Annotated in this window: 8 protein-coding genes and 1 pseudogene; 4 read left to right on the forward strand and 5 right to left on the reverse strand. The window is 77.8% G+C overall.

The annotated features are described in order from the left end of the window. Positions 1–134: 134 nt before the first annotated feature. A complete protein-coding gene (locus D7294_RS14475; RefSeq protein WP_147450830.1) occupies positions 135–1,361 on the reverse strand; it encodes a hypothetical protein in 1,227 nt (408 codons plus the stop codon). A 968-nt stretch (positions 1,362–2,329) separates the two neighbouring features. Further along, complete coding sequence (locus D7294_RS14480; RefSeq protein WP_120679571.1) at positions 2,330–3,778, reverse strand: NsdA family TPR-like regulatory protein; 1,449 nt, start codon at positions 3,776–3,778, stop codon at positions 2,330–2,332. Positions 3,779–3,970: 192 nt separating this feature from the next. Between D7294_RS14480 and D7294_RS14485 the strand changes: the two genes are divergently transcribed. From D7294_RS14485 to D7294_RS14495, 3 genes are all read left to right on the forward strand, one after another. Continuing rightward, the gene (locus tag D7294_RS14485) at positions 3,971–4,660 is read left to right on the forward strand and encodes a bifunctional DNA primase/polymerase (protein ID WP_422070706.1); all 690 of its coding nucleotides are present in this window, start codon (positions 3,971–3,973) and stop codon (positions 4,658–4,660) included. A gap of 1,506 nt (positions 4,661–6,166) precedes the next feature. Continuing rightward, on the forward strand, positions 6,167–6,976 hold the full coding sequence (locus D7294_RS14490) for an ABC transporter ATP-binding protein (RefSeq protein ID WP_120679575.1): 810 nt from the start codon (positions 6,167–6,169) through the stop codon (positions 6,974–6,976). Then, entirely contained in the window at positions 6,973–8,670 is a 1,698-nt protein-coding gene (locus D7294_RS14495) for a transporter (RefSeq protein WP_241562360.1), read from the forward strand. The genes D7294_RS14490 and D7294_RS14495 overlap by 4 nt, the downstream gene beginning before the upstream one ends. Positions 8,671–8,856: 186 nt before the next feature. Here the strand turns inward: D7294_RS14495 and D7294_RS14500 are convergent, their stop codons facing one another. Together D7294_RS14500 and D7294_RS14505 are read right to left on the reverse strand one after the other, a co-directional pair. After that, the gene (locus D7294_RS14500; RefSeq protein WP_120679577.1) at positions 8,857–9,729 is read right to left on the reverse strand and encodes an alpha/beta fold hydrolase; all 873 of its coding nucleotides are present in this window, start codon (positions 9,727–9,729) and stop codon (positions 8,857–8,859) included. 937 nt (positions 9,730–10,666) lie between these two features. Further along, positions 10,667–11,359: an iron-dependent transcriptional repressor DtxR gene (locus tag D7294_RS14505; protein ID WP_120679579.1), complete on the reverse strand. Its 693-nt coding sequence runs from the start codon at positions 11,357–11,359 to the stop codon at positions 10,667–10,669. A gap of 202 nt (positions 11,360–11,561) precedes the next feature. On the opposite strand from D7294_RS14505, the pseudogene D7294_RS14510 reads away from it, so the two are divergent. Then, a pseudogene (locus D7294_RS14510) lies at positions 11,562–12,320 on the forward strand (SIS domain-containing protein); the annotation flags it as partial. Between the two features lie 74 nt (positions 12,321–12,394). Here the strand turns inward: D7294_RS14510 and D7294_RS14515 are convergent. After that, complete coding sequence (locus D7294_RS14515; protein WP_422070696.1) at positions 12,395–13,861, reverse strand: PAS domain-containing protein; 1,467 nt, start codon at positions 13,859–13,861, stop codon at positions 12,395–12,397. Between the last annotated feature and the right edge of the window lie 223 nt (positions 13,862–14,084).

The following is a 14,084-nucleotide window of genomic DNA, read 5'->3' on the forward strand; positions in this document are numbered from 1 at the left end:
CACGGAACCCGATCGTACGGGCACCCCGCGGCCACGCCGGCCCCCGCCTGCCCCGCCCTCGCCACCACGGCCCGCCCGACGCGCCTCGCCCTCCGCTGCCGCCTCGCCTTCCCCTGCTGTCCCGGTGCCCTCGCTCACAGCTGTCCCGGGTCACGCTCGGGCAGCCCGTACTGCCTGGCCACCGGGTTCCACAGCTCCGCCGCGTGCTGCTTGGCCTCGGTGGCCTGCTGGCTGGCGGCGTCCCCCTGGTCGGCGCGGTCGGTGCGCCGCAGCTGGCCGCCGTGGCAGAGGTCGCGGTTGTTCGCCGCCTCCTCCGCCCAGGCCGCGTAGTTCTCGTCCGCCTGGGCCGAGGACTGCCAGGCCTCGACGAGGGCCTGGCCGAGCGCCTCGCCGTCGGGGAGGGCGTCGAGTTCCAGGGAGTTGAGCTGCGTGACCAGGCCGTTGCGCTGGTCGCGGGCGGCGCGCAGGTCCTGGGCCGCCCGGCCGAGGTGCTTGCAGGAGCGGACGTCCGCCACCGCGCCGACCACCGCGTCGCGGCTGTCGTTGCTCTGGTCGAGCAGCGCCGACAGGGCCTCGGCCTGGGCCCGCGCCTCCTCGTCCCCGGCCTCGTCCTGCCCCTCGTCCTGGGGCGTTTCCCCGCCGTCCGCCCCGGTCTCCCCGTCGCCTGGCTGCTCCGAGTCGCCGGCCGCCGCGCTCTGCGAGGTCTCGGTGTCCGAGCCGCCCCCATCGCCGCCGCCGAGCAGCGCGCCCGCGCCCAGGCCGATCACCGCGCAGCCGAGGACGACCGCGGCCACGATCAGCAGGGGGGAACGGCGCCGCGCGGGGCCGTCGCCGCCGTAGGGCGGCGGGGGCAGACCCGGCCCGCCGGGCCGGCCGCCGGCCGGTTCCGCGGCGGACCTGAAGAGGTTCTCGAAGTCGCCGCCGGCGGGCCCCCCGGCGGCCGGCCGGCCGGGTCCCGGGGGCACGGGCTGCGCGCCGCAGGGCCGCGGGCCCCTCCCGCGGCCGCCGGAGGCCCGGCCGGGGGCGACCGCCCGCAGCTGGGTCGTGGCCTCGGGGTCCGCCGCGACCGGCGGGATCAGCTGCGTCGCCCCCTCCGGGTCCGCGCCCGGCGCCCGGTTCCCCGGCGCCCGGTCCGGGCGTTCCGGGGTGGCCTGCAGGGGAAGCGCCCTGATCTGGGCCGTCGCCTCCAGCGGGCCGCCGTCGTCCACCGGCGGGATCAGCTGCGTGGCGGCCTCGTCGGGGGCGCCGCCCACCGGCGGGATCAGCTGGGTCGCGGCCTCGTCGGGCGCGCCGCCCACCGGCGGGAGGAACTGCGTGGCCGCCTCCTCGGGCGCCGGGGGCGGGGGCGGGACGCTGGGCATCGCGGGGGTGGCCTGCCGGGGCAGTTCCCCGGCCGGGGCCCGGTGCGCGCCCGGGCCGGACGCGTGGCGCCCGGCGCCCGCCGGGGGCGCGCCCTGGGGGCCGCCCGCCGGCGCGGAGGCGTTCCCCGGGTGGGCAGGTGGTGCGTGGTGTGCGTGCGCGGCCTGCGGCGGGTTCGCGCCGGCCGGGCCGCCCGGCGCGCCGGGGGCGGGCGGAACCTGCGCGTGGCGCCCCTGGGACGGCGCGCCCGGGGCCGGCACCGCGGGGGCGAGCATCGTCGGCTGGTCGTGCGGGCTTGCGCCCTGCGCCGGTGCCGCGGGCGGCGGCCCGGCCGGGAACGGCGCGCTCGGGGCGGGCGGCGCGGGCGGCATGGCGGGCGGCGCCGCGGGGGGCGCGGCCGGTGGCATGGCCGGTGGTATGGCGGGGGGCGCGGCTCCGGGGGCCTGGCCAGGCTGCGGGGCGCCGGGGAGTTGGCCGGGCGGCGGGCCGTAGGGCTGCGCGGGCGGCGGGCCCGGCGGCTGCGGGGCGGCCCCGCCCTGGCCCTGCGGGGAGTCGGCGGCGGCCACGCCCGGGCCCCAGGGCTGGCCCCACGGCTGTCCGGTCGAGGGGGCGGCCGCCCCCTGAGGCCGCGAGTCCCACGATCCCCCGCCGCTCGACGGCAGTATCACGCCCTCGCGGGGCTCGTCGTCGGGTCCGCTGTGGGTCGTCACCCGGGCTCCTCGTTCGCTTCACGCCGTGTACCGGCTCACGCTACCGGCTCCACGGGAGCCTCGCGTTCCCGCGTCCCGGGGTCAAGTCGGGCGCCCGCGGCCGGAATCTGCGCGGGAATCGGCGCGCCGCGGCGGCCGGGCGAGATCCCCGGCACGGCGCGCGGAGTGCCGGGAGCGGGCGCGGCGCCCGGCCGCGCGCCGCCTTCCCGCGGCGGCCGCCGGGCCGGGCCCGCCGCCGGGAAGGCCCCGCGGACCTGCGCCTACCTGCCGGACCAGCGGGCGGCGAACTCCCGCACCCGCGGCTCCTTGCGGTGGGGTTCGAGCCTGGCCTTGAAGTCCTCGAAGTACTGCGTGCCGCGGCCGGAACGCAGGCCGTGCAGCAGCGTGCCCGCCTCGTCCGCCGTGTGGCAGGCGTGGTCGAGGTCACCCTCCTGCAACTGCCCCTGGGCCATGAGCAGCAGCCCGAGCGCGCGCCGCCTGGCGCGGCTCGGCGGGTGGCCGGCGAGGGCCTCGGCGGCCCGCTGCTGCGTGGCCCGGCCCTGGCCCAGGTCCCGGTGGCAGTGGGCCAGTTCGTCCGCCAGGTAGGCCGCGTCGAAGTGGGCGATCCAGTCCGGGTCCTCGCCTTCTGGGGCGCCCGCGGCGCTCCCCGCGCTTCCCGCGCTTTCGGGGGCCCCGGCGCGTTCGAGCGCGGCCAGCGCGGCGCCGGCCGCCCTGCGGCAGCCCTCGCGGTCCTGGGACTGGGCGAAGCCGCGCGCCTCCGCCGCGAGGAACAGCGCCTCGGCGCGCGGCGGCACCTGGCCCTTGGTGCCCTCCTGGGCGGCCCGGGCGAGTTGGACGACCTCGCGCGGGTTGCCGAGTTCGGCGGCGAGGTGGCTCATGCCCGCGGCGAGGACGTAGCCGCCGAAGCCGCGGTCGCCCGCGGCCTGGGCCAGCCGCAGGGCCTGGATGTAGTAGCGCTGGGCGAGCCCCGGCAGGCCGCTGTCCACCGCCATGTAGCCGGCGAGTTCGGTCAGCCTGGCGGCGGCGCCGAACAGGTCGCGCCCCACGGACTCCCGGTAGGAGCCGGTGAGCAGCTGGGACACCACGCTGTTGAGGTAGTGGACGACGACCGGCCTGACGTGACCCGCCCCCCAGCGGCGATCGAGTTCGACCAGCGCGGCGGTGGTGGCGCGCAGGGCGGCGACGTCGGCCTGGCCCACCCGGGGCCCGGAGGAACGGGCCACCGCCTGGTCGGACGGGCTGATCAGCCAGTCCCGGCTGGGCTCCACGAGCGCGGCCGGCGCCACGTGCGAGCCGCCGGGGCCGTAGGGTCCGCGCCCCTGGGCCGCCTCCCCCGCCTCGCGCCTGGCCACGTCGGAGCGCCACAACTCGGCGGCCTGCTCCACGGCATCGGCCAGCCCGGCCGCGAAGCGCAGCCCCACCGCCGAGGTGAGCTGGCGGGCGCTGCCCATCCCGATCTCCTCGACGGTCACCTGCCGGCCGAGCTTGCGGCCGATGGCGTCGGCGATTATCTCCGGCGCCCGGCCGCGCGGCTGCTGGCCGCGAATCCACCGGGCCACGGACGTCTTGTCGTACCGATAGTCGAGGCCGCGCTCCGCGGCGCACATGTTGACCCGGCGGGCGAGGCCGGCGTTCGAGCAGGCGGCCTCGCGGACCAGCGACAGAAGGCGCTCGTTGGGCTGGCGGGAGATGAGAGGTCTTGCTGTCATGGGCGGCTCCCTTGCTGATCCCTTGCTGACCGGCTCCCCGGGAAGATCCGCGCTCATCACTGCCCGCCGCATGCCCAATCCATCCCGTATGCCCCGGTCAATGCACCGATGCGCCCCGCGTGCGTGACGGCTCCCCTCACGCACACTCGCGCGAGCCCGTAACCCATGCGGAGCAATCGAGTTGTGATCAACGTGGAAATCAACCTGGACATCCCCCTGGAACGAAGCCCCCGACTCCCCTCCCCCGGCACCGCGGGCGGGCAGCCGCCGCGGCCCACGGAATCCCTGGTCGAGCAGGCCGTCCGGTACGTGGAGGACCGGCACTGGGACGTGCTGCCCGGCGCATGGCTGGTGTCCGCGGGACCGGACGTGCGCTGTTCGTGCGCCTTTGCCGGCTGCGATGCGCCGGGCGCGCACCCGGCGCACGCCGACTTCCGCGGCCTGGCGACGGGCAGCGCCTCCGCGGTCAGGCGGGCCTGGGCGCGGCAGCCGCGGGCCGCGGTGCTGCTGCCGACGGGCCGGTCCTTCGACGTGCTCGACGTGCCGGAGACGGCCGGCTGCCTCGCGCTCGCCAGGATGGAGCGGACCGGGGTCGCGCTCGGCCCGGTGTCCGCACACCCCCAGGGCAGCATGCAGTTCTTCGTGCTGCCCGGCGGCGCCGCCCGGGTGCCCGGGCTGCTGCGGCAGCTGGGCTGGCCGTCCGCGGGGCTCGGTCTGCGGGTCGCGGGCGAGGGCGGCTGGGTGGCCGCGCCGCCCACCCGGGTCGGGGACCGCGGCCGGGTGCAGTGGGTGCGGCGGCCCACAGAGGCCAACCGCTGGCTGCCCGGCGTGGAGGAGGTCATCGCGCCCCTCGCCTACGCCTGCCGCCAGGAAGCCGGCTGACCGGACGCCCTCCGGCCACCGCGCGCGCCGGGGCACCGCCCGCGCCGGGCGCCGTGCGCGCCGGGCGCCGTGCGCGCCGGGGCGCAGCGCGCGCCGGGGCGCAGCGCGCGATGGTGCGCAGCGCGATGGGGCGCCACGCGCCGGGGGCACCGGGCGTGCCGGGTGCCGTGCGCGACGAGGCGCCCCAGGCCGGGGGGCACCGGGGACGCCGGGCACCGGCACGACAGGGAGCCGCGGACACCGCGGGCCGGACAGACGGGAACGCCGCAGGCCGCGGACCCCCGGCGTGCCGGACACCGGGCACGACGAGGCACCGCGCGCCGGGGGCGCCGGGCGTGCCGCGCGCCGGGGCGCCGCGGACCGGGGGCACCGCGCGGGACGGGCGCCTGCGCAACGGGGCGCCGCAGGCCGGAGGGCACCGGGCACGCCGGGGAGCCGTGCACGCGGGGCGCCGGGAGCTGTGGGCATGGGGCATAACAGGGGCCGGGGGGGCCGAGTTCCGGGCACGACGGGGTGCCGGACACCGGGCACGTCCCGTCACCGGGACCCGGGACACCGCGGGCCGGGGACGCCGGGCACGACGGAACGCCGCAGGCCGCAGACACCCGACGTGCCGGACAGCGGGCACGCCGGGGTGCCGCAGCGTCCGGGGGCCATCGGGCGCGCTGGGGCGCCGCCGCCCGGGCGCGCGGGGCAGGACACAGCGCACGACGGGACGCTGCGACCACCGGGCATGACGGGCACCGGGCACGGCGGGCCGCCGGGACCCGGGGACACCGGACGCCGCGAACGCCGGGGCGCCGGGCCCCAGGGACACCGCCGGCCGGGGACGCCGGGCGCGCGGGTACCGAGCGCGACGGGGTACCGCGGGCACCGGGCACGGCGGGGCGCCGGGACCCGGCGGCAGCGCGGGCCGGGGACGTCGCAGGCCGAGGGGACCGGGCGCGACGGACACCGTACGCGGCAGGGCGCCGCAGGCCGCGGGCACCGCAGGCCGCGGGCACCGGGCACGGTGGGACGCCGCAGGCCGGGGGCCGGGCCGCCCGGCGGACCGAGACCGCCGGCCGGTCCCGGCCGCTCGGCGCGCCCCGGCTGGCCCGCCGCACGCGCGCCGGAACGGCGCCCGCCCCCCAGGGGGCGTTCCGCACCACAACGCACCACAACGCACCACAACGCATCGCACCGCATCGCACCGCACCGGACGCTCCGGAGGGGCATTCCGCGGCCACGTTCCGCAGGGGCGCGCCCGGCCGGGCGCGTTCCCGCGCGGAGCGCCCTCGCACGGCGCGCCCGCGCGGCCCGCCATCGCGCGGAGCACCCTCGCGCGGAGCGCCCTCGCATGGCCGCTCGCCCCGGCGCGTGCCCCCGCCCGCTCGGACCACCGCGGCCGGCGGCCCGCGCGAGGGGCCGGGGAAGGGGCCGCGGCGGGCGGCCAGGCGCCGGTGGTGCGGCCGGGTGTTCGACCGGCAGGAGATCGGGCGGTAAGGCGCATCTAGAGTGAAACGCATGGACGACGGGGAACGGACAGCGGGCGGGGACGGCCGGCCGGAGACGGCCGCGGTGCGGGTGCGCGGCCTGTGGAAGCAGTTCGGCGAGCAGACGGCCGTGGCGGGGATCGACCTCGACCTGCCCGCCGGACGCTTCATCGGCCTGGTGGGGCCGAACGGCGCGGGCAAGACGACGACGCTCTCGATGATCACCGGGCTGCTGCGCCCCGACTCGGGGCTGGTCGAGATCGGCGGGCGCGACGTGTGGCGGGACCCGGTGGGCGTCAAGTCCCGGATCGGGGTGCTGCCCGAGGGGCTGCGGCTCTTCGAACGGCTCACCGGCCGGGAGCTGCTGACCTACATGGGCCGCCTGCGCGGCCTGCCCGCGGCCGAGGTGGAGCGCCGCTGCGACCAGCTGCTCGACGTGCTCGACCTCTCCGCCGCCCAGCACAAGCTGGTGGTGGACTACTCCACGGGCATGCGCAAGAAGACCGGCCTCGCCGCCGCGCTGCTGCACAACCCGGAGGTCCTGTTCCTGGACGAGCCCTTCGAGGGCGTGGACCCGGTGTCGGCGCAGACCATCCGCGGCGTGCTGGAGCGGTACACCTCCTCGGGCGCCACGGTGGTCTTCTCCAGTCACGTGATGGAGCTGGTGGAGTCGCTGTGCGACTGGGTGGCCGTGCTGGCCTCGGGCCGGATCAGGGCGCACGGGCCGCTGGCCGAGGTGCGCGGGGCGGCGCCCAGCCTGCAGAGCGCCTTCCTCGAACTGGTCGGCGCGCAGGGCAATCCGGCCGGGCAGAGCCTGGACTGGCTGGGCGGCCCGCGATGAGCGCCCCCGGCGCACGCCAGGCGAGCGGACCGCCCGCCGACCCGGCCCTTCCCGCCGGGGCGCCGTACGGCGCCGGCGCGGCGGGGGACGGCCGGGCCTCGGCCGGGGCGGTGACCGCGACCTTCGTGCGGCTGAAGCTTTCGCTGCTGCGCAACGGCCTGCGGCAGTCGACCGGCAGGTCGGCGGCGTTCCTCGGCTCGGTGCTCGTCGCCCTGCTGTTCGGCGGGCTGGGGCTGCTGGGGCTGGTGGCGCTGCGCGGGCACGCGTACGCCGAGGACGTCGGCATCGCCCTGGTGGCGGTCGTGGCGCTCGGCTGGACGTTCATGCCGATGTTCGTGGGCGGGGGCGACGAGACCCTCGACCCGGGGCGGCTGGCGATGCTGCCGCTGCCGCCGCGGACCCTGCTCGGCGCCGAACTCGTGGCCTCCGCGGTGGGCACCGGGGCGCTGTTCACGGTGCTGCTGGTGAGCGGGGCGGCGGCGACGGCCGCGCACGGCCCGGCCGGGACGGCCCTCGCGGTGCTGGCGGTGCCGCTGGTGCTGCTGGTCTGCGTCACGCTCTCCCGCGCCCTGGCGACGGCCAACGCCCGGCTGCTCACCAGCCGCCGGGGCCGGGACCTCGCGGTGTTCAGCGGCGTGGTGGTGGCCTTCGGCATACAGGGCGTCAACCTGGGCCTGTCCAGCCTGTCCGCGGACGAGAGCCTGGCGCCGGTGGAGCCGATCGCGGACGTGCTGCGCTGGCTGCCGCCGGCCACGGTGATCGAGGCGGTGCGGGCGGCGGGCGAGGGCCGGCCCGGCCTCTGCGCGGCGGCACTGGCCTGGACCCTGCTGGCCTGGGGGCTGCTCTTCGCCTGGTGGCGGCGGACGCTGACCCGGCTGCTGACCGCCCCCGACTCCTCGACGCTCCAGGCCGCGCCCGAGGGCGCGGAACGGCGCGCCGGGGCGCGGGGGAGCGCGCTCGCCGCCCTGCTGCCGCCGGGGCGCACCGGCATCGTGATGCTGCGTTCGCTGCGCTACTCCTGGCGGGACCCGAAGGCGAAGATGGGCTGGGTCACCTCCCTGGGGATGGGGCTGCTGCTGCCGGTGGTCTTCGCGGCGCAGGACTCCGGGAGCGTCTACAACTCCTGCTGGGTGTCAGGGCTGTTCGGGCTGCTGATGTACAACCAGTTCGGCCAGGACTACAGCGGCTTCTGGCTGGTGTCGCAGACCATCTGCACGCCGCGGGACGCGCTGGCCGAGCTGCGCGGCCGGGCGCTGGCGATCGCCGTGGTGTCGGTGCCCTGCACGGTCGTGGTGGTGTCGCTCTTCTGCGCGCTCTCCGGCGCCTTCGGGCAGCTGCCGGACGCGCTCGGCCTCGCGCTCGCGCTCCAGGGCGCGATGTTCGGCGTCGGGGCGGTGACCAGCGCCCGGTTCCCCTACTCCATCCCGCAGGACAGCCCGATGAAGAACGTGGCGCCGGGGCAGGGCGCGACGGCCTGGTTCACGATCGTCGGCGGCGCCTGCTCGGCCGCGGTGGTCGCCTCGCCGGTGATCGCGCTGACGATCTGGCTGAACGTCTCGGACGCCGCGGCCTGGCCGGTGCTCCCGGTGGGGCTCGGCTACGGCCTGCTGGCGGCCTGGGCGGGGCTGCGCGTCGCCGCCCCGGCGACGGCCCGCCGCCTGCCGGAGATCCTGACCGCCGTCAGCCGCGGCTGAACGGGCCCCGGCGGCGCGGCTGAACGGGCCCGGCGGCCAGGCCGGCGCCGAACGGCCCGCCGGGTCCGGGCCGTTCGCAGGCACGGTCCGCGGCGGGCCCCCGGCCCGGGGCGGCAGGCCACCGCCCGCCCGGCCGCCGCCCGGCCGCCTCCGCCGCACGCCGACCGCCTCCGCCGCCCGGCCGCGCTACACCGCCTCGGCCTCCGCCAGGAACTTCTCCACCCGCTCCCGCCACTCCTCCGGCCGCTCCAGGTGCGCCAGGTGGCCCGCGTCGGGGATGTCGGCGTAGCTGCCCCGCGGCAGCACCCGCACCATCTCCTGCGCCTCCGCCCGGCCGAGCTCCCCGTCGAGGCCGCGCAGCACCAGGGCCGGGCAGCGCACCTGGGCCAGCTCCTCCCAGTGGGCGTCGTGCGCCCAGCCCTCGCGGGCGAGCAGGATCTGCCGCCGCGAGAAGACCGGCCGCCAGCCGTCGGGGCGCTCCGCCATCACCCGGGCGAAGAACTCGCCGCGGGCCGGGCGCGGCCGGTCGAGCGCCGGGTCCTCCTCGGCGAACCAGCGCCTGACCTCGGCGAGGCCCCGGAAGGGCAGCGGCCAGGAGGCGAGCCACTGCCGCCACTGCCGCTGGGAACCCGCGCCGAGGGCCGCCGCCCGCATGTCGCAGATGACCACCGCGCGCACCAAATCGGGGCGGATGGCCGCCAGCTGCCAGGCCGTCAGCGCGCCCATCGCATGCCCGATCAGGGTGACGGGGCCCAGCCCGAGCTGCTCGACCGCGGCCTCGGCGTCCGCCACGAAGGTCTCGGGTCCGAAGGGCCCTTCGGCGGGCTTGGCGCTGTCGCCGTGCCCGCGCTGGTCGAGGCCCACCATCCGGTACCTGCCCGCGAGCCGGCTGGCGACCTCCGCCCAGTGCGCCGCACGCCCCATCAGTCCGTGCAGCAGGAGCACCCCCGGCCGCCCGGCGGCCGCTCGCCTCTTCCCGGGCGACTCGGCGAACTCCCAGGCCACCAGCCGTACTCCGCCGCTGCCCGTCACGTCCAGTCGGTCCACGCGCTCGGCCATCCGCCGACTCCCCCTTCCACCCGTCCTTCCTCCCGCCCTTCCACCCGTCCTTCCTCCCGTCCCGCTCAACGATCGCCCGCCGCCTGCCGATCCACCCCTACGGTATCGAATAGATTTTCGAACACCATGTCCTGCGCCCTCCCTTCACCTGTTCGAGCGAGCGCTTCCCGTTCCGGCCCGCGCCGGGACCCGCGGCCGGGAAACGGGAAACGCCCCGGTGGCACTCCCACGCGCCGCGCACCTCCGCCCACCAGGCATCGGCGGCCCGGGAAAGGGCCGACACCGTCCGATACCGCAAGAAAAAACGCCCCACTCCACTCACCGGAACCGCCTCGAAGCACCCGCAGCGGGCGCGCCGTTGGGAGATCAACGGGTCCGCACCGGGCGACCGGAGGCCATGACCTCGCGGGAGCCCCGAACGCGCCGGGCGCCCGCGCGCGCCGAGGCACCGACGGCCCCACGGCTCCGCACGACCCACCGACCCAAACGAGCCCACACGCCCCGCACCACCCGCACGCCCCGCACCACCCGCAGCGGCCCATCCGGCCGTACGCCCCGCACGGCTCGTCCGGCCCGCAGCTCACCCGGCCCGCGCGGCTCCCACGCCCCTCGCCCGGCGGACCGCACGCACCGGCGGCGCCGGCCGCCCGCGCACCGCCTGCTGCGCCGCATCACGGCCGCCGCGGTTCGCGGCCCTCGCCCCCTCGCCCACCCGCGCCGCTCTCCGCCGCGGCGGCGCCTGGGCGCCAGGGCGCCTCTCCCGGGGGACGGCCGCCGCGCCACGGCCCCGCCCCGGCCCGTCCGCCGCCCGCACCGGGCCCGGACGACCGCGGCCGGTGCGCCCCCGGGCCGCCGCGCGGCGGCCCGGCCCCACGGCCGCCCCGCCCCGGGGCGGCACTCCTGCGCGACGCGGGCCGGCCGAGCCCGCGGGCGCGGCTCAGCCCTTCGCCACGAAGACGTGCATCGCGACCCGCGGGTCCAGCTCCGCCGCCTCGCCGCCGCTGCCGACCTGGATGCCGCCCCCGGCGCCCGAGGTGACGCTGACCGAGGCCCCCGGGTGCACCCCGGCCCGCCGCAGCGTGTGCATCACCTGCGCGTCCGTCTGGATCGGCTCCCCGATGCGCCGCACGATCACCGTCTTCCCGCCGTCCGCGTCCAGGTCGGAGAGCGCCACCATGCCCTCCTCCAGGAACGGATCGACCGGGCCGGTCTCGCCGAGCTCCTCCAGCCCCGGGATCGGATTGCCGTAAGGCGACTGGGTCGGGTGGTTCAGCAGCTCCAGGACGCGGCGCTCCACGGCCTCGCTCATCACGTGCTCCCAGCGGCAGGCCTCCGCGTGCACCTGCTCCCACTCCAGCCCGATCACGTCGACCAGCAGGCACTCGGCGAGCCTGTGCTTGCGCATCACCCGCTGCGCCAGCCTGCGGCCCTCCGCGGTCAGCTCCAGGTGCCGGTCCCCCGCGATGGTCAGCAGGCCGTCCCGCTCCATCCTGGCGACCGTCTGGCTCACCGTCGGCCCGCTCTGCTCCAGTCGCTCGGCGATTCGGGCCCGCATCGGCACCACCCCCTCCTCCTCCAGCTCCAGGATGGTGCGGAGGTACATCTCGGTGGTATCGATAAGTCCGGACATGAGTGCCCCTCGATATCTCGTGCGGTGGCCCTGCCCTCCATACTGACGCACGCCACTGACAACCGATCCCCTTCTGCGTTTTCGCCCCCGCGCATATTGACACCGGAGTGGTCCAGACCACTACGGTGTGCCGGGCCCGGCGTGCGACCGCGGGGCCGCGCGGTCCGCGTGGGCCGCACGAGCCGGAAGGGACGCGCCAGCCATGAACGACCGGAGCGAGACGCTCGCCAGTCAGTTCTTCGACGCCGCCATCGGCCTGCTCGCCGAGACCCGCGAGCGGGAGGCGGACCGCATCGCGGAGGCCGCCGGGCTGATCGCCGGCACCGTGGCCGCGGGCGGCACCCTCTTCGCCTACGGCGCCGGCCACTCCGCGCTCCCGGCCCAGGACCTGGTGTACCGCGCGGGCGGCCTGGCCCTGGTCAATCTGCTCTCCGTCCCCGGCACCACCGGCGTGGACGTCTCGCCCGCCACCCTGGGCAGCGCCCTGGAGCACGTCGCGGGGCTGGCCCCCGCCGTCCTGGACAGCAGCCCGGCGCGGCCGGGCGACCTGTTGATCGTCGTCTCCCTCTCGGGGCGCAACGCGCTGCCGGTGGAGATGGCGAGCCAGGCCAGGTCGCGCGGCCTGCGGGTGATCGGCGTCACCTCGGTGCGGTACGCCGAGGCGACCGCCTCCCGGCATCCTTCCGGCACCTTCCTGAAGGACCACTGCGATCTCGTGCTGGACAGCGGCGTCCCGATCGGCGACACCACCCTGCACGCCGAGGGGGTGGGCGCGCCCTTCGCCCCGGCGTCCACCGTGGTGACCTGCGCCCTGCTCCAGGCCGTCGTCGCCGAGGCCGCCGGCCGGCTGGCGGCCGGGGGCACCGAGCCGCCGCTGCTGCGCTCCGCGAACGTGGACGGCGGCGCGGAGTGGAACGAGCGGGTGTTCGCCGAGCACGCCGACCGCATCCTGTGGCGGCGTGCCGCCCCCGGGTCCGCCGCTCCCGCCGCCGCTCCCCTCGCCGCCGCGGCCGAGGGGCCGGCCGGCGGCGCGGGTCAGGCGTGCGGGCCGCAAGGGTCGCCGAGCCCGGCGAGGTCGAGCGCCGACGCCACCCGCAGCGCCACGTCCTGACCGTAGGCCGCGTCCGCCCGGTCGAAGGCGCGGCGGCTCGCGCCGCGCAGGAAGGTGAGCACCCCGAGGTTGCAGCCGCGGCTGCGCAGCACCACGCACAGCGCGTGCTCCGCCTCCTTGGGCCACCGGTGCTCCACCGCCCACCCGGACCGGGACACGCCCCCGGTCGCCCGCACCGGTACCCCCCTCTCCAGGGCCTGCGGGGCCGGGTGTCCCGGCCGGTAGCGCACGGGCACCCCGCGCGTCGGGGTCGCGGCGCCGAAGCCCGCCGGGGTCTCGGCGATCCTGACCAGCCTGGCGCCCGCGGTGACGTCGAGGAGCGCGTGGTCGGCGAAGCCGGCGAGCGCGTAGTGCAGGTGCAGCACGGCGGCGTCGAACGGGTCCTCGCAGTCGGCCGCCGCCCGGGCCGCCCGGCTGAGCTGACTGTCGCGGAAGCGCTGCCTCGCCGCCTCCTGGGCCTGCTGCCTGGCGCGGGTGACGTCCTGGAAGATCCAGGCCACGCCGAGCGGGGCGGCGTCCGAGGCCAGCGGCGATCCCAGTTGGAGGAAGCCGCTGAGCAGGCAGCGGCGCGCCGCCGCGGGTCTGGAGCGGCCGATGCCGATCGGCTCCTCCCTGGCCCCGTCGTCCTGGAGGGTCACCCACAGCTCGACGGGCTCCTCGGGCGCCCGGCCGATCAGGGCGTGCTCGACGGCGCTCTCCAGCTCCTCCAGGCCGGGCCCGAAGAACTCGCCGAGCGGCTCGCCGAGCATGTCCACCGGGGAGACGGCCAGCGCGTCCGCGGCCCGGTCGTTCACCGCGACGGCGCGCTGGTCGGCGTCGACGACGACCACGGCCCAGGAGGAGTCCTTCAGCAGCGCCTCGCTCAGCGCGAGGTTCCGCTCCAGGTCGAGCTGGGCGTGCACCTCGCTGAAGGCGCAGTAGACGCCGGTGGGGCGGCCGTCCGCGCCGCGGATGGCGGTGGTCTGGGCGCGCACCAGCACCCGGCCGCCGTCCTGGCGCAGCAGCGGGAACTCCTGTGCCTGGCGAACGGCCCCCTCGATCGCCGGCATGTGCGCCGACAGTCCCTGCAACGGCCTGAGCACCGACAGCAGGCGGTCGAGCACCTCGGGCGCGTCCGCCTCGCGGACGGCCCAGCCGCCGAGGCCCTGCCGGCCGACGACCTGTTCGCGCGGCCAGCCGAGCAGGCGCTCCGCCTGGCCGTTCCAGTGCGTGATCCTTCCCGTGACGTCCACGGCGAACAGCGCGGCGTCCATCCCGTCGAGCAGGGCGGCAAGCAGCCGGCCGTCGGCGGCGTGGACCTCGCGCGGGCGCGGGTCGTTCTCCGCTTCATGGGCGAGGCCCGCGGCCTCGGGGACGCCGGAAACCTCGGAGACCTTGGAATGAGCGTTCACCTGATACCCCCAGCACAGGAGAAAAAGCGCACCGGTCGAGTGCGCCGGACCATTCAACTCCACGGTGACGTCCGTCACATAGGGTTTCGCGGAATCTCGTTGCCCGACTGAAATTAAGTTGTGGCGGCCTCCCGGGAGCGCCTAACGTACGAGGCACACGAGAAGGGAGGTGGTTCGGCAGATGTATGACAACCGGACGCGTGAGGTGGCTGCGGCCTAGCGG

It is taken from the genome of Streptomyces hoynatensis (assembly GCF_003626535.1).
GTDB classification, from domain to species: domain Bacteria; phylum Actinomycetota; class Actinomycetes; order Streptomycetales; family Streptomycetaceae; genus Streptomyces; species Streptomyces hoynatensis.